This is a genomic window from Priestia sp. TRM10 (assembly GCF_057808375.1).
This window is the reverse complement of the sequence record NZ_JBJZOT010000002.1, coordinates 215,638-240,162: the sequence shown is the minus strand read 5'-3', so window position 1 is coordinate 240,162 and position 24,525 is coordinate 215,638. Positions and strand designations below refer to the sequence as shown.

At 34.4% G+C, this 24,525-nt stretch carries 21 protein-coding genes, 2 pseudogenes and 1 riboswitch; of the genes and pseudogenes, 6 read left to right on the top strand and 17 right to left on the bottom strand.

What is annotated here, in order from left to right:
• Nucleotides 1-13: 13 nt before the first annotated feature.
• The 8 genes from ACK3CR_RS01215 to ACK3CR_RS01180 all read right to left on the bottom strand — a co-directional run bounded on the left by ACK3CR_RS01215 (nt 14) and on the right by ACK3CR_RS01180 (nt 10,202).
• A complete protein-coding gene (locus ACK3CR_RS01215) occupies nt 14-1,264 on the bottom strand; it encodes a dihydrolipoamide acetyltransferase family protein (RefSeq protein WP_480380669.1) in 1,251 nt (416 codons plus the stop codon).
• Nucleotides 1,265-1,277: 13 nt separating this feature from the next.
• The gene (locus ACK3CR_RS01210) at nt 1,278-2,273 is read right to left on the bottom strand and encodes an alpha-ketoacid dehydrogenase subunit beta (RefSeq protein ID WP_488974594.1); all 996 of its coding nucleotides are present in this window, start codon (nt 2,271-2,273) and stop codon (nt 1,278-1,280) included.
• Between the two features lies 1 nt (nt 2,274).
• Nucleotides 2,275-3,339: a pyruvate dehydrogenase (acetyl-transferring) E1 component subunit alpha gene (pdhA, locus tag ACK3CR_RS01205; RefSeq protein ID WP_480380671.1), complete on the bottom strand. Its 1,065-nt coding sequence runs from the start codon at nt 3,337-3,339 to the stop codon at nt 2,275-2,277.
• Between the two features lie 83 nt (nt 3,340-3,422).
• Nucleotides 3,423-4,637, bottom strand: coding sequence for a CaiB/BaiF CoA transferase family protein (locus ACK3CR_RS01200; protein ID WP_243509721.1), 1,215 nt, complete (start codon nt 4,635-4,637; stop codon nt 3,423-3,425).
• Between the two features lie 29 nt (nt 4,638-4,666).
• Nucleotides 4,667-5,560 carry a hydroxymethylglutaryl-CoA lyase gene (locus ACK3CR_RS01195; protein ID WP_243509723.1) on the bottom strand — a complete coding sequence of 298 codons (894 nt, stop codon included), beginning with the start codon at nt 5,558-5,560 and terminating at the stop codon, nt 4,667-4,669.
• A 349-nt stretch (nt 5,561-5,909) separates the two neighbouring features.
• Nucleotides 5,910-7,208: a CitMHS family transporter gene (locus ACK3CR_RS01190; protein WP_488974593.1), complete on the bottom strand. Its 1,299-nt coding sequence runs from the start codon at nt 7,206-7,208 to the stop codon at nt 5,910-5,912.
• A gap of 577 nt (nt 7,209-7,785) precedes the next feature.
• Nucleotides 7,786-8,442 carry a GntR family transcriptional regulator gene (locus ACK3CR_RS01185; protein WP_488974592.1) on the bottom strand — a complete coding sequence of 219 codons (657 nt, stop codon included), beginning with the start codon at nt 8,440-8,442 and terminating at the stop codon, nt 7,786-7,788.
• An 800-nt stretch (nt 8,443-9,242) separates the two neighbouring features.
• A complete protein-coding gene (locus ACK3CR_RS01180) occupies nt 9,243-10,202 on the bottom strand; it encodes a D-2-hydroxyacid dehydrogenase (protein ID WP_243509727.1) in 960 nt (319 codons plus the stop codon).
• Nucleotides 10,203-10,883: 681 nt separating this feature from the next.
• Between ACK3CR_RS01180 and ACK3CR_RS01175 the strand changes: the two genes are divergently transcribed.
• Entirely contained in the window at nt 10,884-11,207 is a 324-nt protein-coding gene (locus ACK3CR_RS01175) for a YnfA family protein (protein WP_488974798.1), read from the top strand.
• 533 nt (nt 11,208-11,740) lie between these two features.
• Here ACK3CR_RS01175 and ACK3CR_RS01170 read toward each other — a convergent pair.
• The 4 genes from ACK3CR_RS01170 to ACK3CR_RS01155 form a co-directional block, all read right to left on the bottom strand.
• Nucleotides 11,741-13,096, bottom strand: a complete 1,356-nt coding sequence (locus ACK3CR_RS01170) for a TrkH family potassium uptake protein (protein ID WP_243509729.1) — start codon at nt 13,094-13,096, stop codon at nt 11,741-11,743.
• A 154-nt stretch (nt 13,097-13,250) separates the two neighbouring features.
• On the bottom strand, nt 13,251-13,907 hold the full coding sequence (locus ACK3CR_RS01165; protein WP_243509730.1) for a potassium channel family protein: 657 nt from the start codon (nt 13,905-13,907) through the stop codon (nt 13,251-13,253).
• A 131-nt stretch (nt 13,908-14,038) separates the two neighbouring features.
• A riboswitch (cyclic di-AMP (ydaO/yuaA leader) is annotated at nt 14,039-14,191 on the bottom strand.
• Nucleotides 14,192-14,497: 306 nt separating this feature from the next.
• Entirely contained in the window at nt 14,498-16,015 is a 1,518-nt protein-coding gene (locus ACK3CR_RS01160) for an FAD-dependent monooxygenase (RefSeq protein ID WP_488974797.1), read from the bottom strand.
• 237 nt (nt 16,016-16,252) lie between these two features.
• Nucleotides 16,253-17,461: a YhgE/Pip domain-containing protein gene (locus tag ACK3CR_RS01155; protein WP_488974591.1), complete on the bottom strand. Its 1,209-nt coding sequence runs from the start codon at nt 17,459-17,461 to the stop codon at nt 16,253-16,255.
• Nucleotides 17,462-17,630: 169 nt separating this feature from the next.
• Between ACK3CR_RS01155 and ACK3CR_RS01150 the strand changes: the two are divergent.
• Both ACK3CR_RS01150 and ACK3CR_RS01145 read left to right on the top strand, forming a co-directional pair.
• Nucleotides 17,631-17,862 (top strand): annotated as a pseudogene (locus ACK3CR_RS01150) (TetR/AcrR family transcriptional regulator); the annotation flags it as partial.
• 50 nt (nt 17,863-17,912) lie between these two features.
• A pseudogene (locus tag ACK3CR_RS01145) lies at nt 17,913-18,233 on the top strand (TetR-like C-terminal domain-containing protein); the annotation flags it as partial.
• Nucleotides 18,234-18,374: 141 nt separating this feature from the next.
• Here ACK3CR_RS01145 and ACK3CR_RS01140 read toward each other — a convergent pair.
• Nucleotides 18,375-18,923, bottom strand: a complete 549-nt coding sequence (locus ACK3CR_RS01140) for a hypothetical protein (protein WP_488974590.1) — start codon at nt 18,921-18,923, stop codon at nt 18,375-18,377.
• Nucleotides 18,924-19,331: 408 nt separating this feature from the next.
• On the opposite strand from ACK3CR_RS01140, the gene ACK3CR_RS01135 reads away from it, so the two are divergent.
• Both ACK3CR_RS01135 and ACK3CR_RS01130 read left to right on the top strand, forming a co-directional pair.
• The gene (locus ACK3CR_RS01135) at nt 19,332-19,838 is read left to right on the top strand and encodes an RNA polymerase sigma factor (protein WP_243509738.1); all 507 of its coding nucleotides are present in this window, start codon (nt 19,332-19,334) and stop codon (nt 19,836-19,838) included.
• Nucleotides 19,823-20,734, top strand: coding sequence for a sigma factor regulator N-terminal domain-containing protein (locus tag ACK3CR_RS01130; RefSeq protein WP_328124493.1), 912 nt, complete (start codon nt 19,823-19,825; stop codon nt 20,732-20,734). The genes ACK3CR_RS01135 and ACK3CR_RS01130 overlap by 16 nt, the downstream gene beginning before the upstream one ends.
• A 153-nt stretch (nt 20,735-20,887) precedes the next feature.
• Here the strand turns inward: ACK3CR_RS01130 and ACK3CR_RS01125 are convergent, their stop codons facing one another.
• The 3 genes from ACK3CR_RS01125 to ACK3CR_RS01115 form a co-directional block, all read right to left on the bottom strand.
• Nucleotides 20,888-21,268 (bottom strand): hypothetical protein, encoded by a 381-nt coding sequence (locus ACK3CR_RS01125; RefSeq protein WP_488974589.1) that lies wholly within the window; start codon nt 21,266-21,268, stop codon nt 20,888-20,890.
• On the bottom strand, nt 21,268-21,555 hold the full coding sequence (locus tag ACK3CR_RS01120) for a hypothetical protein (RefSeq protein ID WP_488974588.1): 288 nt from the start codon (nt 21,553-21,555) through the stop codon (nt 21,268-21,270). The genes ACK3CR_RS01125 and ACK3CR_RS01120 overlap by 1 nt, the downstream gene beginning before the upstream one ends.
• A 310-nt stretch (nt 21,556-21,865) precedes the next feature.
• On the bottom strand, nt 21,866-22,354 hold the full coding sequence (locus ACK3CR_RS01115) for a MepB family protein (protein WP_488974587.1): 489 nt from the start codon (nt 22,352-22,354) through the stop codon (nt 21,866-21,868).
• On the opposite strand from ACK3CR_RS01115, the gene ACK3CR_RS01110 reads away from it, so the two are divergent.
• Nucleotides 22,317-22,970, top strand: coding sequence for a formate/nitrite transporter family protein (locus tag ACK3CR_RS01110; protein ID WP_488974586.1), 654 nt, complete (start codon nt 22,317-22,319; stop codon nt 22,968-22,970). The two genes, ACK3CR_RS01115 and ACK3CR_RS01110, sit on opposite strands and share 38 nt — an antisense overlap.
• Nucleotides 22,971-23,178: 208 nt before the next feature.
• Here the strand turns inward: ACK3CR_RS01110 and ACK3CR_RS01105 are convergent, their stop codons facing one another.
• Complete coding sequence (locus ACK3CR_RS01105) at nt 23,179-24,246, bottom strand: serine hydrolase domain-containing protein (protein WP_488974585.1); 1,068 nt, start codon at nt 24,244-24,246, stop codon at nt 23,179-23,181.
• Nucleotides 24,247-24,525: the final 279 nt, after the last annotated feature.

Here is a 24,525-nt window from a genome sequence, read left to right as displayed (position 1 = left end):
AATCATACAATTTCTAAACTAACTCTAGTGTAAGTAGTTTTGGATTTTCTATTAATGCCTTAAAATGATTTGTAAATGCAACAACTGTTCCACCATCGGCTACACGGTGATCAAATGTCATAGTAATATTCATCATTGAACGAATTACTATTTCATCTTGTTCATTTACAACAGGCATTTTCTTAGTTTTATGAAAAGCCATTAACCCTGTTTCTGGATAATTGATGATTGGTGTGGCACCAATACTACCCAATGGACCAACGTTACTAATGGTAAACGTACTGCCTGTCATTTCATGTAATGCTAATTTATTTTCTTGTGCTTTTTTCGTCAATTGTTTCATCTCATCATGAATGTGACGTAGTGACTTTTTCTCAACATTCCTTAGTACGGGAACAATCAAACCTTCTTCGGTATCTGTTGCCAATCCCATGTGTATTGCCTGTTCAAGCTTAATAATACCCTTGTCTTCGTCAAGCTTAGCATTAAAAACTCGGTATTTTTTCAAAGAAATGGAGAGTGCCTTTATGAAAAATGCTGCGACAGAAATTGAGACATCCAGCTCCTTTAATTCCTTTCGATAGTTTAAAAGATTTGTCATATCTACTTCTTCAAAATGGGCTACATGTGGAATGGTATAAAGGGACGTGGTCATTTTCTTCGCAATTTGTTTCCGTCGTCCTTTGAAGGGAATAACCTCAAAGTCATCAGGTTCAAGAGGTTCTTTTTTCTCAATAACTGGTTCTGTTGGCTGTGATAATTGATGTTGAGATAGTTTAGATTCTAGTCCTTTTTCATTTTCAATATAGCGATAAACATCCTCAACTGTAATTCTTCCCCTTCGCCCTGAACCTTGAACGGACTCTAAATTCACATTGTGCTCTCTAGCTATTTTTCTAGTATAAGGTGCTGCTTTGGCATAAGATGTTGCAACAGAAATAGGAGCTTCATCTGTTTTCAATGCATACTGAGTTTGCGCGACTTCCTGCTGCGTAACACTCTGCTTTGATTCTCTTGATACAGCTGCGCCCTCTTCCTCAATTGTAATTACAGTTGTTCCAACTGATATTGTTTTTTCAGGTTCAATTAAAATCCTTTTAACCTTTCCTTTAACAGGGGAAGTTAATTCGGCCACCATTTTTTCTGTTTGTACTTCTACTAAAGGTTGATCTTCCTTAACATAGTCACCTTCTTTCACAAAATAGGTAAGAATATCCCCTTCCGTCATACCTTCACCAATATCATGTAATTTCACTTCTACCATAGCCTACAACCTCCTAGAAATTAATGACGCGGTGAATGGCTTCTTGTACACGCGCCGGAGTTGGTACATAATGCTCCTCTAAAGCCCAAAATGGTACATGAACATCTGCCCCTGTCACGCGCTCAATTGGAGACTTCATATATAGGAACGATGTATCGTTGATGATGGATACAATATCATTCCCTAGACCACCCGTCGCATGAGCTTCATGAATAATCACACAGCGACCCGTTTTTTGGACAGATTTAGCAATGATCTCTTTATCGATTGGATACAAGGTTCGTAAATCAATAACATCACAACTAATCTCATCTTTACTTGCTTCTTCTGCTGCCTTTATTGCGACTGACATCATTGCCCCCCAGGCAATAACTGTGACGTCCTCCCCTTCTCTCACTAATTTTCCTTTTCCGATTTCAATCGTATACTTTCCATCAGGAACCTCTCCACGAACAGAGCGATAAGATCTTAGTGATTCTAGGAATAATACTGGATCTGGGTCTTCAATGCTTGATATTAATAATCCTTTTGCATCATAAGGTGTTGAAGGGCAAACCACCTTAATGCCAGGCATGTGAGTAAATAAAGCTTCCACACTATCAGAATGAATTTCTGGAGCACGCACACCAGCTCCGTATGGGGCACGGATGACCATTGGAACGGTAAATCTCCCCAATGAACGGTAACGCATTCGAGTGGCATGGGTCATAATTTGTTCATAAGCAGGATAAATAAACCCTAGGAATTGTATTTCTGCAATTGGTTTTAATCCATTCATTGCCATTCCAATTGATGTACCTATGATTCCAGCTTCACTCAATGGAGTATCAAATACACGCCTTTCGCCAAATTCCTCTTGAAGTCCGTCTGTCGCACGAAATACGCCACCGTTCTTACCAACATCTTCACCTAAGACGATGACATCATCTCGTTCTTTTAACATCGTTCGCATGCCATCGGTGATGGCTTGAATGAGCGTTATATTTTTTGACTTTATCATCGTCTTCATTTTATTGATCACCTCTTAAGAATTTTAGATATTGCTCCTTTTGTTCCAAGATGGTCCAAGTTGGCGTTTCAAACATATAATCATAAATATCTTCAACCTTTGCCGGTGGCATAGACTCTAATTCCTTTACTGCTCCATCAATTTCAGTTGTCGCATCGATCTGTACTTGTTCAGCCCATGCTTCGTCCCAATATTCATAAAGCTTCATAAAAGCTTCAAGACGTGTGATTGGATCTGATTCTCTTCTTTTTTCACTTTCCTCCTGATTACGATATTTACTAGGATCATCAGCCGTTGTATGTGCCCCATAGCGCCATGTAACAGCCTCAATTAAGGTTGGCCCTTCACCATTACGAGCGCGTTCTATCGCTTTTTTTGTTTCAAAGTAAACAGCGAAAATATCATTTCCATCGATTCGGATACCTGGAATATCATAGGCAATTGATTTTTGGGCAATCGTTTTTGAATTCATTTGCTTCCAAATCGGTAATGAAATGGCGTATTGATTATTCTGATTGAAAAAAACAACGGGTGCGTTATACACACTTGCAAAATTTAACCCTTCATGAAAGTCGCCTTCTGATGTTGCACCATCCCCAAAGTAAGCGATCGCAACTTGTTTTGAGCCTTTATACTTTTCTGCCATCGCTACCCCAGTAGCAAGTGGAAGTTGTGTCGCAATCGGAACGGATGGAGGTAATATATTTTTTCCTGCTGATGGAACATTTCCTTCAACTCTTCCGTTCCACGAAGATAAAATCGAATAGGATTTTCCAAATGTGATACTTGCCGCATGATCACGATAGGTTGGAAACATCCAATCATCTTCATCAAGTGCAAGTGCACTGCCAACCTGTGCGGCTTCCTGCCCTTCAAACGGTGGATAGGTCCCTAACCGGCCCTGTCGCTGAAGGTTTTTTGCCTTCCGGTCAAATGTTCTCATCTTTATCAAATGTTGATAGAAAGTTTCTACTAATTCTTTTGTAACCACATTTTGATAAGATTGGTCTATTAAATGCCCATCACTCTTAATGATTTGCTTAATTGAAAACTCTTGTATATCCATCAACTTTTTCACCCTCTTAATCTACTCATTTTACTGTTCATCTTTATAACTTCCTTAGTAAAGAACAGAATTGTTAATCGTTTTTAAATTACCCCTTTTGACTGCAAATCCTCATAATCTTCAATAGACAATCCAAGAATATTTTGATAGACTTCTTGATTGTTTTCTCCTAAAGAAGGGCCACTCCATTTTATATTGCCTGGTGTTTTACTCATCTTAGGAACGATCCCAGGCATATGAACTGGTCCCATGTCTTTATCTTCAATTTCCTGAATCATATTTCTTTCATGGAAATGTTCATCATTAGAAATATCCTCCATATTATAAACAGGCCCTGCTGGTATTCCATATTCATTCATTAATGCCAACACCTTTTCTGAAGGATTTATTTTTACCCACTCACCCACTAAACTTTCTATTTCATTTTGATTTTGTCCTCTTGATTCATGAGTGTTAAACCTAGGATCTTCTAGCCATTCTTCCTTTTCAATTGCAACAGCTAGTCGCTTAAATAAATGGTCTGAATTTGCAGCAACAATTACCCATTTTCCATCACTAGTTTCATATAAATTGGATGGTGCGACTCCAGGAAGATTAGAGCCGGTACGCTCTTTTATAATTCCATATTTGTAATACTCTCCAATTCCATTTTCCATGACAGCAAAAACTGATTCGTAAAGAGCAACATCAATTTCTTGTCCTTCACTGTCATTATTTTTTACTTGATTGAATAATGCCATAATTGCTCCTAATGCACCAAAAAGAGCAGTTAATGTATCACCAATACTTACTCCAATTCTTGGAGGTACTTTTCCAGGGAAACCTGTAACATAACGTAATCCTCCCATTGCTTCTCCAACACTTCCAAATCCTGCTCGATCTTTATAAGGACCTGTTTGTCCGAAACCAGAAATTCTAACCATGATTAACTTTTTATTTAACTTTTTTAAAGACTCATAGCCTAAATTCATTTTCTCTAGAGAACCTGGTCGAAGATTTTCAACAACAATATCAGCTGAACTACATAATTTCCTAGCAAGCTCTTGTCCTTCTTTTGTTTTTAAATTTAATGTGATACATTTTTTATTTCTAGATTGTGTTGCCCACCAAACTGACTTATCACCCTCTTGTTTGCTTCCCCACTTACGAATAGGATCACCTTGTCCTGGAACTTCTATTTTTATCACCTCAGCACCAAAATCACCTAAAAACCTTGTAAGATATGGCCCTGCAATAAAATTACCAAACTCAACAACTCTTATTCCTTTTAACGCTTCTCCTGAATGAATATTTCCCATGTTCTCTACCCCCTTGTTATCTACAACATTTAAGCAGTATACGTGAATGTACTTTGGCCAGCTTTCATAATTTGACCAGGTAATGATTTTTCTAATTCCTGTTCTAACCCTTTTGAAATTTGAATTAAATTATCAACTTTAATTCCTGTTTCATAACCCATTTGTTCTAACATATGCACAACATCTTCTGTACAAATATTCCCAGTCGCACCTTTTGCGAATGGACATCCTCCAATTCCACCTAATGCAGAATCAAAATTAGTAATTCCTCCTCTAATACCTGCTAATACATTAGCAAGACCCATTCCTCTCGTATTGTGTAAATGTAGTCCAACATTAAGATTTGGCCACCTAGATTTTATTGCAGAACATGTTTCCTCTACTTGTCTAGGGTTTGCCATCCCAGTTGTATCTCCTAATGAAATGGAAGACGGGTTGTATTCGACTAGTGACTCGTATACATCCATTAGACGTTCTTTTTCATATATTCCTTCATAAGGGCATCCAAATGCAGTACTTATACAAACATTAACTGGAATAGGAGCCAACTGAATGACCCTTTTTACAAAGTCCATGCTTTCTGATACTGTCGCTTTTGCATTTTTAAGATTATGTGTTTCGCTCAATGAAAAAACTACATTCAATTCATCTGCTCGTGCATCTAGTGCACGTTCAACCCCTCTTTGATTTAAAACGAGGGCACTAAACGTAACATCACTCCTTCGATCAATTTGAGCAAACAGCTGATCGGCATCTGCCATTTGTGGAACATATTTTGGATGCACAAACGACGTTAGTTCAAAATGCTTGATTCCTGCGTCCATCAACTGATTAATTAATTTTAATTTATAAGGAATTGACGGTATTTTACTTTCCATTTGGAATCCATCTCTTGTTACAACTTCATTAATATTAATTTTCATCTTTCATCCTCCTTTAATAAGTTGGTATCTAGAATGAACATTAACTGATTTCTAAAATTTTAAAAAATTCAGTTATTTACAACGATCACATTGTAATCGCTTTTAAAATTCTTACATATTGTTAGAAATAGTTCTCGTTACACACATTTTGTATACATTGTATACAGTGTATACAAAAATAATGTTAAGAATATTCTAAACTTTTAATTCTAAATCGTCAATACTAATTGTCTCCACATATTTTATAATTTTTGAGAGGAAAGTTTCTTGCCGAATTTAGAGGGGTACTAATAGATTATATCCTTACTCAACAAGAAATTAGTAACAGGGTTCTTCTCATTATGGATTACTAAATAGAAATATGTCCTAAGATTATACCCACAACAATAAAAATAGCCAAAACCCCTAATAACCACTTAGCACTATATTTTTGCACTTTAACTATGTTTACATGTGCGGTTTCAGTCAATAAATACATAGCTCCAACAAGTGGTCCAATAAATCCAAAAGGAGATCCATACAATGAAGCGATTGCAATCTCCATTGAACTAATTCCATAAGATGCAGCTGTTTCAGCTATAATAGGAATAATTCCAAAGTAGTAAGCATCAGGTCCGATTAGAAAAATAACTGCAGGACCGAACATAGCCACTATTAGTCCTAAGACCGGTCCAAATGCAGAAGGGATTATGGAAATTAAACTTTGAGCCATTGCTTCAGACATCCCTGTACCTTTTAATATTCCCGCAAAGACCCCTGCAGCTAGGATAATACTCGTAACATTTAAAGCATTGGGGGCATGAGAGGATATACATTTTGCCTGAACCTGTAATAAAGGGTAGTTCATTAATAATGCAATGGCAGTACCCACTATAAATAAAACCACTGGAGGTAACCATCCTAAAATTAATGCAATCATAATAATGATTGATAAAATCAAATTTGCCCAAATTAATTTTGGACGTTTTAAATTTATCCCCTCCACTGAAGCACTTAACTCTGCTTGAACTTCCTTATCTATATTGATATCTTGTATTCCTAGTCTTGCACGTTCTCTTTTGCCGATAATATAGGCTACAAAAATCACATAAATTCCCCCAACTAGCATTCCTGGTAACACAGAAATAAACAAGGCGGTGGGATCTATATTTAACACACTTGCAACCCTACCAACAGGCCCTCCCCAAGGAACCAATGTTGTAATACCAATTTGCATAGCAGTTATAGCTGCTAAAATCAGCGGATTAATCCCTAATTTCAAATAAATTGGAAGAAATGCACTCAGGCAAATCATAATCGTAGATGATCCATCTCCATCAAAACCAACGATTCCTGCTAATATTGCAGACCCTACAATTACTTTTAAAGGGTCTCCCTTAGCCAATTTTACAATCCCTGATTTAAGTGGATCAAACAAGCCCGTATCTATCATAATTGCAAAATATAAAATAGCAAATAGAATTAGAAGGGCTGTTGGAGCTGTGTTTGTAATTCCTTCCATAATTAAGGTACCTAATTGTGAACTGAACCCACCAATTATCCCAAATATAAGTGGTATTATTATTAAGCCAATAAAAGGTGAAACACGCTTTGTTAAGATCAAATAAAGGAATGTTAGTACCATTACAAAACCAAGAATACTCAACATAGAAAATACCCCTTTCAGATTATATTTTGTTGGTATTTTAGCATTTTTTATTTCTAATACCTTCTTCCAATTTGTTTGACCATAAAATTTTCTTAGGCACAAATACCAACTTTTTTAAAGCGCTTACATTATAAGGCATTGAGACTGGCGTTCATAACATCTAAAGGATCAAACGTTTTTAGATAATATTCATTTCCTTGAAATCTAGTAAATCCGTATACTTCTGATAAATCTACTTCTTTGAATATTAGTTTGGCATGAGCAATCTCCTTTCTTTAAAATAAAGCCCACACTGTATACATTGTATACAGTATGGGCATATTCTATCTCCTAATCCAGTTCTTGTCAACGAAATTCCTTTATAAAACTTAAAATTATCTGAAAATCACAAAAGGTTTTTTGGTATCTTTATTTATAAATCTTTTAGGTACAAAAAGTAGGTAAAGTATTAATGCTAACCTACTTTTTGTACATCTAAAGTATTTAGTTATATTATAAATATAAATCAAACCTTTATTCCCATCATAACTATTTAAAGTTTTTAATTTCATTAGCCTCTTGACTAGTCATTTACAAACTACTGGTGATCTTGAGAAATATAAAACTCATAATCTAAGGTAAGGTGATCTCTCATTAATTTTTCAGCGGCTTTTGCATCCCTATTTTTAATTGCATTCCAAATTTCCTCGTGTTCTTCCAATCCCCTTTCAACTCGCTGTGGTATATTAACGATTGCATTTCGGTAAAACGTTATTAAAGTAAATAATTGTCTCATTATTTTAGCTAAAAATGGATTGTCACTGGATTCTATAATCATGTTGTGGAATCTTTCACTCAAAATTTTTAATTGATCTATATCTTTCTTTTCTACAACTTGTTTCATTTCATTCATTAATTGTTCAAATTGAAACATTTGCAAATCAGTTATTCTGAGTGCAGCATAATAAGCTGCTGTTGGCTCTAAACTCAACCGACATTCAAATAAGGATTTAAAATCTGCACTAGTTGCACGATATACCCTTACCCCACCACGAGGAAGGACTGTTAATAAACCCTCACTAGCAAGTTGCCGAATCGCTTCTCGAATTGGACTTCTACTTATCCCCGTTTCTTCTACAATTTTCTGTTCCACGACCCTTTCTCCAGGAGGAATAACACCGTTTACAATTTTATTATATAAATATTCATATGCTGTTGCCTGAAGGGAATCTGATTGAAACTCATTATGATTCATCGATATCACACCTACTATATTTTATTAAATTCTATATGTTGGATTATAGCATATTCACACTACTAAGATTTATAGGAAATGATGTTACGAAACCAAATTGTATAGGGAAATAGATATTTAAGAGGACTAACAAATTTCATTTATACAATAGTTAGAAAATTGAAATTTACAGATGGCAATCAGGGATTGCAAGGGATGTCAACTACCATTATCTTCACTTTTAACATGAGGATTAACAATAATGGATTATATCTTACGGAAAGGTGATTATTTAAGATGATTTTGGTCAGAGGTCAAAAAAGAGAGAATAAATAAAGAGTAGTCTCAAGAAAAATTAGCCGAAAAACTCTTTGTAAGTCGACAATCTATTTCCAAATAGGAATATATACAGAGTTATCCTGGTATCAAAATTATTATTCAAATAAGTAATCTCTTTAGGGTACCCATCAATGAATTATTATGGAATGACGAGGAATTGACAGAGAAAATGATTGAACCAAACTATATGATGACTCCTCTTATGAGTGATATTATCCCCCTAAACTCTAGGGGATAATATCATGGGGATATCTTTTTTGTTTGTAAAGATAATCTGTGTTATGTTAACTAAAAATATAAGTTCTCAAAATTCTTAAGCGTACTAAAAGCAGGAACATTGGTGAAAGTAAATGATTAGATAAAATATATAAGATTAAATCAATGTTTACTTAAATAAAAATTACCCGTATGCCCCTCTTAATCAATAGTACGATACAGTTACATCACGTTTATACTGATTATTACCCTTGTCTTTTCCTATTCTAGTAACCACGCTTTCTATCAACGAATCCGTCCAAAGGTTGTCCATTTATATACCGTTTAATATTCTTCAAAAAAAAGTTACTTACATCCTGTACAGTACTTGGTCCCGATAAATGTGAAGTGATATACACATTAGGCATAGACCAGAATTCATGATTTTTTGGTAACGGTTCTACCTCAAATACATCCAAAACAGCTGCCTGGAGATGTCCGGATTGTAAGACAGATATTAAACTATCTTCATCGATTAAGGAGCCACGTCCAACGTTAATAACACAAGAATTTGGTTTCAAGGCTAGAAGAAGTTCGTAGTTCACAATATGATACGTGTCGTCTGTTAAAGGAAGGGTTAACACTAAATAATCGAGATCTTTTACAAAATCGTACCATTGATTTGGATTAAAATGAAGGTCTACTAATGAAGCTTGTTTGCCACTAAAGCTTAATCCATTTACATTCATATCAAATGCCCGGGCTTTACGAACAATTTCAGTCCCAATTGATCCAAGCCCAGCTATTCCAATAGTTTTCCCCTTTAGAGAATCAGAAATAAATGGATCCCATCGATTTTCTAGTTGTGCTTTTCTCATACGTGGACCATTTTTAACTATATCTAAGAGAAATTTAAATACATATTCAGATATATAAGTACCAAACTGGTCGACAATTCTAGTTATTTTAATATTCTGAGGTATTGATTTATCTGCAATAAGGTCATTAATCCCAGCACCCATTGATTGGAACCAACGGACAGATGAGCCCATTTGTTTATTCAATAATTGGGTAGGAAATTTCCATCCTAAAATAACTTCAGTATCTGGTAAACATATTTCTGCTTGTTCTAAACTTGTTGCTGCTTTGACAGATGTAAACCCTTGATTACAAATATATTCAGTATAAGCTTTTACCTCTGATTCATTAGGACTAAATATAAGAATATTAGGTTGAATTGTATTCATTAGATTCCTCCTCTTTTGAATCCTTCTTAAGACAGTTTTAATGCAAATATTAAAAACATCTACCTGACTTTCATTATAGTTGAATAAAAAGAAATAACAAAATTTTTATAGGTATATACAAGTAGGCACATAAAATATTTAGACTAAAGTATAAATATAGGAAAAGCAAAAGAAAAAGCACAAACTCGTTGGTAATCAACAGGTTTGTGCTTTTTCACTTTCTCGAATATGTTGTAATTTCGAGTTATGAAAGTACAATATTTTAAATCAAAAAATAGATTATTTTAATAAATATATAATAATTATCCCTATAATTACTTAAAGAAAAAGGCAGCATCTAATTGGATGCTGCCTTTTTCTTTCATACACTTCTAATAGATTAAAGTTATTTGCCCTTGTGAGGCCCTTTCACTACGTATATCGACTCATACCCAAAGTGCCTTGTGAATAATACGAATATCTACTTTCAATTTGAGGTAATACACTTCATGAAGTGACTGTCAAGTCTTTCAAAACTAACCAGTCCCTTCATAAGATAAGTATTTAACCTTTCACAGCAATCACTTTTATAGTTTTAATGGTTTTACGCTTTTTTCATTTCTCATAAAAACTATTATATTAACTAATAATCAATATGATATACAATATAAAGGAAGAAAATTTACGCAAGGAGTATTTATGATGATTAAAGCAATCTTTATATTTTTATTAGCTGGAATAGCAGAGATCAGTGGAGGCTACCTTATTTGGAAATGGTTACGAGAAGGAGCATCTGGTTGGTTAGGGTTATTCGGTGGAATAGCTCTTGTTCTCTATGGGATTATTGCTACATGGCAAGCCTTCCCTGATTTTGGTCGGGTTTATGCAGCCTATGGAGGCGTCTTTATTATTATGAGTTTATTTTGGGGGTGGTTAGTAGATAAGAAAATTCCAGATACATATGATTGGATTGGTGGGCTTGTATGCTTAATTGGTGTTTTTATTATATTATGGCCAAGAAACTAAGTGATGAAAGGAAGAGAGTGAAAATCTGTGCTATATTAGCTAAGAAAATATGACCTATAAAATAGAACAAAACTTCTTTATTACTTTTTATCATTCAATTATTTATTATCATTACTTTATATATAAGCCAAGTAATATTCATACTATTAATCTTATACAGCTGGAGACGGTTTAATGCTACTTACTTTTTCTTTGTTATAACAATAAATATCACAGCGATCTTTTAACATAAGAACCTCCTAATAATCAAACACTGATTTGATTATTTAACTATTATCCTTTAGTTTATGTAGATGTTATATAACAATTCCGTAAAAGTATATATAAAGCCTAAACTCATTGTTATTGAACGGTTTTGCGCTCTTTTTACTACCTCGAACATGCATTACGTAAACTAGGAATGAATAACATATACATCCTAAAAACAGAAAAAACCATCCTACTGTATGAGAAGGTTTTTCCTGTTTTAGACTGTATAAGATGATTCTCTAATGTCATCTTGTTTAGTTTGTTCGAAAGATAAAAGTTATTTTTTAGCCAAGAAGAATTTTTTCTTCTGCATAACGAATTTTTGACTCTCTATTCGAACGAATAGCAAGCACAAAACCAATGGTAAGAGGCCCTACTCTCCCAATAAACATCATAATCGTAATAAGAATGCGTCCTGCAGGGCTTAAGTCGCCTGTGAAATTAGCACTTAGTCCAACCGTTCCGGAAGCAGAAATGGTTTCAAATAAGAGTGTGGACATATCTACTCCTTTTTCTGTGATGGTTAGTAAAAAGAAAATGACAAAGACAAAAATCATTGCAGAAGTAGCAATAGAAAAAGCTCTATAAATAAGGGATTTTGGTATTCGGCGTTGAAAAATGTTAATATCCTCTTTGTTTGTTAACACTGACCACAAAGCCAACAATATTAAGACAAAGGTCGTAATCTTAATTCCACCACCTGTTGAACCAGGAGCTGCTCCCACAAACATAAGGCTCATCATATAGACTTTTGAACTTAACGTTAGCTCTCCTATATCTAACGTATTAAAACCCGCTGTACGAGGAACAACTCCTTGAAAATAAGCTGCCCACCATTTATCTCCCATGCTTAATTTACCTAACGTGTCAGCGTTATGATATTCCAAAGCAAAAATAACAAGTGTACTCACAATATTTAGGATAATGGTCGAAGCTAATACAATTTTAGTATGAAGAGAAAATTTCCTTATATTTCGTTTCTCTAAAATATCTGCGATGACAAAAAAACCTGTTCCACCTATTATGAAAAGTGACGTAATAACGATATTGACGGTTGGATCTCCCACCCATTTACTGAGATTATCAGGTTCTAAGCCAAATCCTGCGTTGTTAAATGCAGATATAGAATGGAATATTCCATAATAAATAGCCTTTCCCCAACTCATCTCTTGTGCCCAACGAATAGCTAGAATAAGGGCTCCAATAGCTTCTACAGCTAAGGTAATGAACACAACACGCCGAACTAATGCAATAATGCCTTGCAAAGAAAATGCATTTAAAGATTCTTTAAGGATTAACCTTTGTTGTAATCCGATTTTCTTACCTAATATGATAAACATAAGGATACCAATGGTCATGAAGCCCCAACCACCTACTTGAATGAGTACAAGTAGAATGATTTGTCCGAATAGAGTAAAGGTAGTTCCTGTATCAACAACAGCTAATCCTGTTACACATACGGCAGAAGTGGCTTCAAAAAGAGCATCGATAAAGCTCAAGTGATGTCGATCACTTGTAGCAGCAGGTATCATTAATAATCCTGTTCCTAGCAATATCAAGCCTAAAAATCCCGAAAATAAAATAGATGCAGGTTCCAATTTCTTTATTTTATGTCTTTTACGTGACTTATAAAGTAACATATTAAATTCCTTTCAACGTGTTTTGAGTAAAGGTTTAACTGAAAGATTACATCATGGCAAAGGAGAACTTTAACAATATTGCTCCTACCCTAATGGAAAGCACAAGCATCCATACAAGGAACTAGGAAGAATTTCAATGGATGTTACATTCCTCTTACACACCTTCTTTTTCAAAGCGTGTGATGTCTTGATTATGTCCCATCACAATTAAAACATCATTTTTATAAATGATTTCCCCTGCAGCAGGAGCAACCACAAATCTTCCATGACGTTGAATTCCCACGATGTTACATCCGTATTCTGCTCGCACGTTAAGTTCTTCCAAACTATGGTGATCCAGCTTGTTTGTTGCCACAATCTCTGCAATGCTGTATTCTTTGGATAACTCAATAAAATCAATCATTTTATCGGAAGTAATATGATGAGCAATTCTTTTGGCTACATCTCGTTCGGGATGGATTACTCGATCTACCCCAATTTTTTCAAGTACTTTTGAGTGATATTCATTTTGCGCTTTTGCCCACACTTTACGTACTCCTATTTCTTTTAAGAGTAATGAAGTTAATATACTGGTTTGCATATCATTCCCGAAAGAAACGAAAGCATGATCGACATTGCCAACGCCCAGGTTACGTAAAACCGTTTCATCAATTGAGTTTACACACACGGCGTGTGTGGCATAATTCACATGTTCACTCACTCTTGCCTCGTCTGTATCTACAGCTAATACTTCAATACCCAGATCATAGAACTCTTTAACAAGAGTTGAACCAAAACGCCCTAAACCAAATACAGCAAATAATTTCTTCATTATAATCCTTCCTTACCCCGTTTTCATTAGTGTTTGTTGTTTAGTATAAAAAACACCGAAATATATATTTAACGACAAAAAGACCACAGAGGATTTCCCCGTGGTCGTATTATTCTTTGATCACAAGTTTCACACCCTCTCCCTAACGCTTACGAAGTTAGCTGTCGGATTCGGGTCAAGAAGTAACCCTACCTTTACTTACATAAAGGATTCACCCCAAGTAACAGAAAAGACTGTTACAAACTTGGTTCCCCCGTTCCATACGGATTCAGCGATCAAGATGATTTATGAATTTATGAAAGATATATTACTCCTGTTTTTTTATGTTGTAAAGACTAAATTATCGTCTATTTCTACTATTTTATCCTTACATCAGAACCTTTTTTAGTGGAAGGGCAGATAATCCCTGCTTTCTTTTGGTAATCGTCTCTCTCAATGGTAGAAAACGTACAAATGAAGACAGCGAGCAAAGCCCTCTAATAAAGTAATAGAATTAAAGCAGCATAATTTAGAAAAGTCTTTAAAAGAAACATATGTTAGAATTATTAATAAAATGTTCGAGGAAAAGAATCTTATTTGAATAGGGACTATTAAATTAATCCGGAACTACCTTCGATTTTATTAAGGTAAGCTTTAATCTTTTCAATATCCTGTTCAGAATCAGCCAATGCTACATAGCCATCAGGTCTAATGAGGAACATTGATCCTGGACTCATTCCAGCTTCCCTCATGGATGCTGTCCATGGAAATTCATGAAGGGGAATAGTAGCAGTTTTAGCAAGTTCACGAAGGTCAACCTTTACCTCTCCATACACATGGAACTGCCAATCAAAGGTTTGCAGTGGTTTAAAATTGTCTCCGCCTTGCCCGTGTACCCATGGTAAACGATCTCCCCCATGAATAGCACCAGCCATTCCTGTACTGAGCATACTATTACGATAATGAATACGGATTTGCGATACGGCTTTAAATAGTGCTTTTCTAATAGAAGAGATACCTGTCATTTTTGGAACTATATAAGGAATCAATACTTCACGAATCATTTTCGTAGAAAAACCCTTTCCAACAATTCCGGAAAACATTCTATCTGTTGTGGCAACTAAATTCTTAGCAAAATCCATTCTCTCCTCTTCATAAGAATCTAGAAGTTCTTCTTTTGCTTTCTCTTTAAGGACGGCAGCCAGCTTCCATGAAAGGTTTATAGCATCCCCAATCCCGGTATTCATTCCCTGTCCTCCTGCTGGGCTATGAACGTGTCCAGCATCTCCTGCAATAAACACACGTCCTTTTCGAAAGTGTTCACTTACTCGATGGTGGACTTTATAGGTGGAGAACCAGTTCACCTTATTCGTATGCACTCCTAAGTTTGCTTCTATATAAGGAACGATTTCAGTAAATTTAATCTCTGACTTTTTATCTAATAATGCTTGAGGAACAAGACTAATCAAGCGTAGAGAATTTGTTGTCCGAATAGGAAAAATTAGACCAAAGCCATCTTTGAAGAGTTTCATCTGTAAACCCTCAATATGTGTTTCGCTTAGAACATCCGCCACGTAAAAAACTTGCTCGTATGTTCCACCTGCAAAATCGAAGCCAAGTCCCTTTCGAACTGAACTGTGAGCTCCATCACACCCGCATAAATAAGCATAATGATGCTTTTTCTCGATCCCTTGCTTGGTCGTGATGACATGAACTCGGTCTTCCTCCTGATGAAATGAGATTAGCTTTGTATCCCACTCTATACAAATCCCTTTTGCTTTCAATTGATTTATTAGAATCCGTTCATGTTCATCTTGTGGCAGGCTCAATACGTATGGAAAAGGACTCAGTCCTTTTCCAATGCAACCCAAGTTCATCTTCGCTCTTTGTTTGTTATCTTTATAAATTTCTACTTGTTGGACAGGGATTCCTGAGTGAACTATTTCATCTACAAAACCAAATTGATGATAAAATTCTAATATTCTAGCATGAACGGTCATCGCTCTAGATGCTTCTCCAGGTCCTTTATTTTTATCAATAATTCTAAAGGGAATTCCTTGCTTCTCAAGCCCAAGGGCTAACGCTAATCCTGTTGGACCAGCTCCAACAATTAACACTTGAGGTTGCATCACTTTCTCCTCCTTAAAATATTTAAATAACAAGTCCCGCCTAGGATATAAGAAGTTTATAGGTCCTGCTTAAGTATTATTGGAACTTCATCTATAAGAAGAATAGGGATAGATGACAAACAACCCATCACATACATGAATCTTTCTATAAATATTACGAACGACCATCCCTATTTCCTTTTTGTATTACAAGATTCTTACTTCGATACTTGGTAAAATAGCTTTTTCTCCTTCCCTTTATCCTTTAGTAGCCCTTGCTTTTTTCTCTTCATAGTAGCCCTTGTCTGAAGCTGAACCTTGTACTTTCAAAACAGATAATACGAGGAGAAAGAAACTTCCTAAAGCAATCCATAATAAGATAGACGTTGTACCACTAAAGCTAAAGCCCTGATGGAAGAAAAATAACTTCCGCAGTCCCTCTACCATAAATCGCATAGGTAACCACGAATAAATATAATCTCGGTAGAAAGTAGACATCATCTCTGGTGCCATTGAAAGTAATGGAGCTCCAAAGAAAAGAATGAGAACAAAGATGGGAATTCCTTTCATTCCAAGCCAAGATAGAACAGCTGTAATAAGCAAGAAAAATGCAAAATAAGTAATGGTTAAGAATAAAGAGATATCCATAAAGTTTGAAATCTGAATGCCTAATAAATCTGCAATCCACGCTAAACCAAAACCCGCTACTAGACTTAACACAGTTCCAGCAAGAACTTGAGTAAGCATAGCATATAGCTTTTGCTTTCTATTCACAAAAGTAAGCTTATTAGCAACAAAGAAAAGCACGACCGCTCCAGCAATGCTTGACATCCATAAAGGCTGAAACAAGGCCACAGGAGCACTCCCATTCATACTTGCTGTTCCCACCCCATTTACATTTTCCACATTAACTTGTAGAGGATCTGTCAACAAAGTTAGTTGATTGACTTTCAAAGAAACATTTTGCTTGGCTAATCCTTGGAGGACTTGTGTTTGTATTCCATTCTCTAGATTATCCCCTATTGTATTTAACATTTGACTTGTTAAATTAGCTGCAGCCGGGTTCATTCCTTGGTTAATAAGGAGACTGATTTCAGGTTTTTCTGGTTTTGAAGTCATTAAGGATGATTGTTTTTGACTGAAATTTTCAGGAATAATAAGAGCACCATAGTATTCCTGGTTATTTAATCCTTTCAATACGTCTTCCTTACTCTCAACATTAATCCACTTAACGAGGGAGACTTCACCATCTGTAGAAGTTGTATTCTTTTTCAGCATGTTCGTGATGGTATTTCCCATATTTACTTTTCCCTGTTGGGGAATTACAGCACCGATGTCCTCATTGACTAAAGCAATCGGTAGATTTTTTGGCTTCTGTTGAACAGAAGGGATTAGAGTTAATCCAAATAAAGCAATAACTAAAATTACTACTAAAGGCGATATAAAAAGGAGCTTGTTTTTCAACAAATGAATATACCTTCTTCCTAGTTTAAATTATAATGAACATTGTGTTGATTTACTTACACTTTGGATTATAAGTATAGATATAGAGATATTCAATAAACAGAAACCATAGATATGATGCATATTGAACACATAGCCTATATCTGTCGAATAAAATTTAGGAGGAAATCCATTGAAGGAGCTCAATACAGATTTAAGAATAATACGTACGAAGACCTCTATTCGAAATGCCTTAACCGAACTGATAGAAGAAAAGGGGTTTGAAGCTATAACCGTAAAAGATATCACGGTAAAAGCCGAAATTAATCGAGGAACGTTTTATTTACATTATCAGGATAAATATGATCTCATGGATAAATGTCAGCGGGAAATCATGTATCAGATGTCTACTATTGCAAAGACCATCTTTGCAAAAGGGGTAGTGGATAGCGAAATGGCCTTTTCTTTTGCAATTTCCATATTTGAATATCTCAGTCAAAATGCAGCCTTTATGAAAGCTGTATTGGGGCCAAAAGGAGATTTATCTTTTCAAATAAAAATAAAAGAATTTATGAGAAAGACACTTTTTGAAGACGGTGTACAAAATTCCTTCATTAAACAGGAATCTTTACTCGTTCCAGGAGAGTATTTAACTTCCTATATTGTTTCAGCACATTTAGGGGTCGTTCAGCAATGGCTCCAACACGGTAGAAAAGAATCTCCTCAAGAAATGGCACGTATCCTGTCAACGATGACCTATAATGGCCCTCTATTTGCAGCTGGCCTTAAAAAATAGTATTGATAGGCATCATTTATCTCTGAATCTCCTTTTATTAAAACGTGTAGATATTTAAACACAAAAAAGCCTTTAAAATACATACATTTTAAAGGCTTTTACTATTTATAATGTAAGTTATACTGACTGAAAATATAAAAACTACAGTATTATTTTGAACACTTTTCCTTCTCTTTTAAATAACTTATTATCACTGTAGCTTATATACCCTCCAATTTCAGATCCTAGACGAGCATACATGGAAAATGCCCGTGGATGGCTTGATTTCATATAGATAGCTCGATATCCTTTAGTTTTATAATATGGAATAATCACATCTCTAAGCCACCTTTCCCCATTTCCTCGTCCTTCCTGACATATATGAAAATAGTTAAGTATTAAGATATCATAAATATCTTCCTTTACTTGAATAGGCTCTTTGAAAAATATATTAAAGTCAAGTAAACCTGTGTTTGCAAGAGCAATACCTAAATGTTCCCTATCTCTCTTCATAATATGAAAATCCATGTTCATATCTTTCCTCGTTTTAACTTCTTCAATTAAATGACAACAATGATAAACTTCATCATAGTCATCCCAATCCTTCTTTGCTTTAAATAATAAATTCTTGATGATAGGTATAAGATAGTTGCTGTTAAATTCAGATGAAACGCTAAACTCGTTACCGTTAAATTTACTTAGAATCTTCAAAACTATTCTCCCTCTTTGACTTGAATTTTTTCTCCCTTATAAAATAATAGCTAATAACGATATGAATCTCAGCCCAAAATCAGGCTCTATGCTGTACATAAATGGCTCCTCCTATTCTTCCCCTTACAACTTTTTTATACGTTTCTGTATTATTTTGGTTTCAATTTCAGTTAACATAAAGCATGTTGGAGAAAGTAAAAAAGCGTAGACATGTTCGGTAATAACGAGTCTGCGCTTTTTTTTCGTTTATACATACTACTTTTACGTCCGGTTTTTTTGTGTTGTATTTTAATTACTACTATGAAAATTGAGTTTTTTCATTATAAATTTTAGAAAGATCCATTTTTCATCAAAAGTGTATACATTTGTTGTTGTTTATTCGTTGTATAAGTATAGGGAGGAAAAAGGATGAAACAAGAAGACGAATTAGCCTCCTATCTTATCCATTTAGGAGAGGAAGTATTAAAATTCTTACTGGCAAAAGGGTCGACAAAAGAAGACGCGGAGGATATTATTCAAAATACTTTTTACAAAGTGTACACGCTATTAGATGACCTAACAGAAAACAATATTCGCCCATGGTTCTTTAGAGTAACACTTAACGAGTACATTGATTTAAAGAGAAAGAAGGAGCACCAAAACATCCACTTAACAGAGAAAATTTATTCAAAGCTCCAATATACAGATGGTGAACTGGAGGCCCTTTTAAATAAAGAGGAGATTGTCTACCTATTAAAAGACATCAAAACAGAATATAGGGAAGTTTTCTTTTTAAAGTATTACTATGATTTTTCATACGAGGAAATTGCAGTTATTTTGAATCTTAAAGTAAGTAGTGTGAAGCAAAAATTATTCCGTGCACGTAAGTCGATTCACTCAAAAATAGGAGGAAGACATAGATGGAACATTCGTTAAAAGATGCTTTAAGAAAAGCGAAGCGACGACAATTACTAAAGATTATTGTCATCTCAATTATTGTGGTACTCATTACTTTACCCGTACTTTATAAAATAGGAAATTACTTTGCTGCAAAAAGTTCTACAAGACTTCATGAACAGCTCTTTTTACATAATGAAATTGCCGAACCTAATATTCAAGTTGATTCTCAGGTTACGAGCAATTCTTCTATGTTTGGCGGTAATATCGTTACAAATCGTTCTAAAAATGTAGATGGCTATTTAATACCCTGGAGCACGCTTACAAGTTCATATGATTGGCTTCGTATTAACATTGATTATAACGAGTTAATACCAGGATTCTATGGAGAAGGTACAGAACTCTATGAATATGACAAACAAACGAAGAATAAAGTGGCGATCTTTTACCATCCATCTATTCAAAAATACTATGACGGTGTACAAAATGATTTAGAGGAAATTTCACAAATGGATGATCATGTAGCAGAAGTTGCAATTTCTTTTGACAAACCTTATACATTCCAGGAAATTCAAAAACAGATGCCTGATAACTTGAACATTGTGTGGTTGTATATGACGTCTTCAATTGGAGATGAAAGCAAGGGACCTGCTGGTATGCCAATTTACGGATTTAATCCATCTGATTCACCCAAGGAGGCTTACCATAGCTTTATTAAATCCCTTAAAGAGTATGATAAAAATGGGAATGAAGAGACTATCCAAAACTTTTTACAGTCAAATAGAAATAAACCGTTTGAGGATGTCAAAGTTTTGGGAGTCATGGTGACGGGCCAAACTAAAAACTTTAAAAGTCTAGAAAATAAGAGCTTTATTCGTGGGGCTTCTGTAGGGGCCACTGCACAAATTGTTCCTTATATTAAACCAACAAAATAGTAAGCAGAAGATTGTATGAAAAACTTTGTTTTTAGATGATTTAGGATACACAAAAACCACTTAACGTGACACTGCTTATTAATAGTAGAAAATAAAATAACCTCTTTGAATTAAGTATCAAAGAGGTTATTTGGTTTATATGGTGATTATAAATTAAACTTTTTCTAGAAATGGGCTCTCAATGATTGTATATTTACGAGCAAACCTTTTATAGGTAATAGATACAGTGTTTTGACCTTCTTTGAAAATCAATTTGTTATGTTGTATATCTTCTTCTGATAATACATATCCTTCTTTGCTCATCATTTTAATATATGTATCTAAATGTCCTCTAGGAACGATATACAAAATGTCATTATCTACATTTGATGTCTTAGCTATATCTTTCTCTTTTATCTCTAATTGATAGAGAGCTTTCATATTAGCAATGGGTCTATTAGTTCCAAATATATGTTCCCAATTTATGAAGATAAGGGACCACACAACCATGACAAAACTAGAAAAACTAATACCTATCTTCATCCCTTTTTTCATTAGAAGTTTCCTGTATTAAGCATCTTTTCTTGTTCAACCTGGTTTTGTTCTTCTGCTGTAATATGAATTTCAACATCTCTATTCTCTAGTTGAACGTTGTCCATAGTGTTATAAGTCCTTGCTTCAGCTTGGTTTTGTTCCTCTTCTGTTAGGTGAACTTCAACGTCCTTATTTAATCCTTCAGATGATAATGGTGAAATAACATTCTGATTCATAAGCATAGATGTAGATAAACCCAAAATAGATGTACACATTAATAAATGTTTTTTAATAATAATTTTAGACAATCCTTTCCTTTTACCAAATAATAGATTCATCTTTAATTTTACATAAAAGGAATTAAAAAACAATAAAAAATAACCCTTTATCTATAAAGGTAAATAAACCTCATATATAAGGCTAGTTACCATAACACTGTTTATCGGCAGAAACAAAAAGACCCCTAATCTTAGGGGTCTTCTTAATGAGTATTTAAAGTGATTGGCGAAAATAAAGTTGTTTAATTTTCATGTAATACCCTTTTTCTATCCTAAAAATAAAACAATAAAGTCATTTAAATCTAAAGGGTATACAGCAACAGCGCCCGATTGCAGAGGATTAAAGAGAATACAGTTCTATTATTTTTTCTAAGGGTAATTTATTCGAATTACACATATCAACAAAATAGGGTAACTGCCATTTTTGAGTTTTCATTGCGTGTTTACTACTCGGACTATCCCAGCTAGGATAAACTCTTATTGCCATTTTGCCCTTTGTTGAAGTAGACCTAAGAATGTTCTGTTTTAAAAGAATTTCTTTTGGAAAAATAAATTGACCAAACTCATTTTCATTTTTAAAGGTAGTTATAACTAATAAATCAGGGGCTTCCTCATATAAGTAAGGTTGATTTTTATTATTTTCGTCCTTTTCCCAAAATGCAACAAACTGCCCTACTTTGGTAGGGGTTATATTCGCAACTCTGAATCGAACTGTTTTAGAAGATAATTGAAATGTACCAGCACCATACTTAGAATTTTGCTTCTCTTCCTTACCCGTTACATCATTAATTATGGGATTACCCTTCGCTGTTGCTCTTATACTTGTCATATTTGCAGGTGCAGAATTATTTACAGGAAATCATATGATGTTTACTGTTAGTACATTGTCCAGAGTTACTAGCTGGAAAGATGTATGTAAAAATTGGTTTTGGTGCTTTATTGGTAATTTTATAGGATCCGTTATCCTCTGTTTATTAATAGTGGGAACCGGAATATTTAAATCCATTTCTCCAGATCATTGGTTGATGACTATTGCAATTAAGAAGATGAGTATGGATTCATCGGAATTATTTTTCCGTGCAATCTTGTGTAATTGGCTTGTATGTTTAGCAATCTGGACTACTCTTCGTACAAAAAGTGATACTGCGAAAATTATGCTTATTTTTTGGATGCTGTTTGCGTTTGTTTCGTCTGGATATGAACATAGTGTGGCGAACATGACTTTTCTTGGATTAGCATCAATGCATCCCCATCCCGAAGCAATTACACTTACAGGGTTCTTTCATAATTTAACTCCAGTAACCTTAGGAAATATTATTGGAGGAGGCTTGTTTCTAGGTACCGTTTATTGGTTTATTGAAACAAGACAGTTCACACAAAAACCCGAAGTTACTAAAAGAAAAGACTCTATTAATCTACAGAAAACGGGTTCCTCTAAATATTAATAGATTACATATTCCTTAAATTATCTATAAAAAAATCCTTTGTTCATCATTATCAAAGGATTTTTTTATATGGGAGAATACAGCAGTAGTATGGACTGTTTTATAGATTGATATACACCTATGTTTCTATATCTCATCCTTTATAAAAAGTATGACAAGGGTGGTTGTGGTAAGTGTGGGGCCATTTGAATAAGAAATCTCTTTTCTTTCATTTAATTTTTTTTAATTGGTTTATTACTTTTATTAACATAAATCTGACACCTTTTCTTTCATAAGAAAAGTCATTAAAAGTACCAATTAAATAGGTATCCATCTTAGGGTGATAAAACAAATAGGCCCCTGTGGCACCTGCATGTCCCCAGACATTAAATATTTTTGGCATAAGTAGTGGAACTGTTTTAAACTGCATAATGCCATAACCATACTCAATTCCTACACCATACTTCGCTTTATCGTTCATCATTTTCTCAAGGGTTTCCTTTTTTACTAATTGATAGGATACTAACGCTTGCATGAATTTCAACATATCTTCTCCAGTAGATACTACTCCACCACCTGCGTAGTCGAGACTTGCATATCCTTTGTGATTAGTTATGTTCTTTTTATTAACGTAAAAGTCTGCTAAATGTTGGGTATCTTTGTCTAATGGATTAGAATAGTGTAGTACAGATGAATTCATCATACCGAGGGGTTGATAAATATATTGTTTCATAGCTACATGAAAAGGTAATCCTGTTATTTTTTCTATGATTAATCCTAATAGATGAAAGTTAGTATCGGTATATTTAAAGCCGTTACCTGGAGGGAAATGAGGTTTTCGATGTGTTTTTGCCCAAATAATTGCCTCTTGTGGGCTTATGGTAAAGTTTGGATCATTCAGAATCCTTTCTAGTAATGGGCGAAAATTATCATACAAACCGGACGTTTGATTGAGTAGATGTTTAATTTTAATCTCATTCGTATAATCTTTACCTTTATAAATATGAAGATGTTTGACTAATTCTTGATCTAAATATTCGGTAATATAGTCCTCGAATGATAATTGACCGTTTTCATATAAAATACTAATCAAAACTGACGTGAATATTTTTCCTACGCTTGCCATATATGCTGGCTGTTTTGGATTCATTGACCCTCTTGCGATATTTAAATGGATACCTTTCTTTTCTGAATGAACAAATAAAAATGCACCCTTTAAATTTTTATCTTTTTGTACTTGTTTTATGAATGATTTTTTAATTGAACTGATTACTTTTTCATTTTGTTTTGTTTGCATAGATATCCCCCATTATTTGATATTAATTTTATTCCCTTAACCTGCATCGTTACTTTAAGTACAAAATTCACCATCTTTGGATTAACTTTAACCTAATTATAATTATTCTGTAATTTAATTTTTCATACTCCTATTTCGTAAGGGGTAGTTCTCAATTGAAGAATCTCAATCTCAAAATTAGACAATCATTTCACCCTTCCTAAGCATCTTAATATTGTATTTTTTTGAAATTATAATATAAAGGGATGTATTTCACCTTGTATATCATATACACTTCTA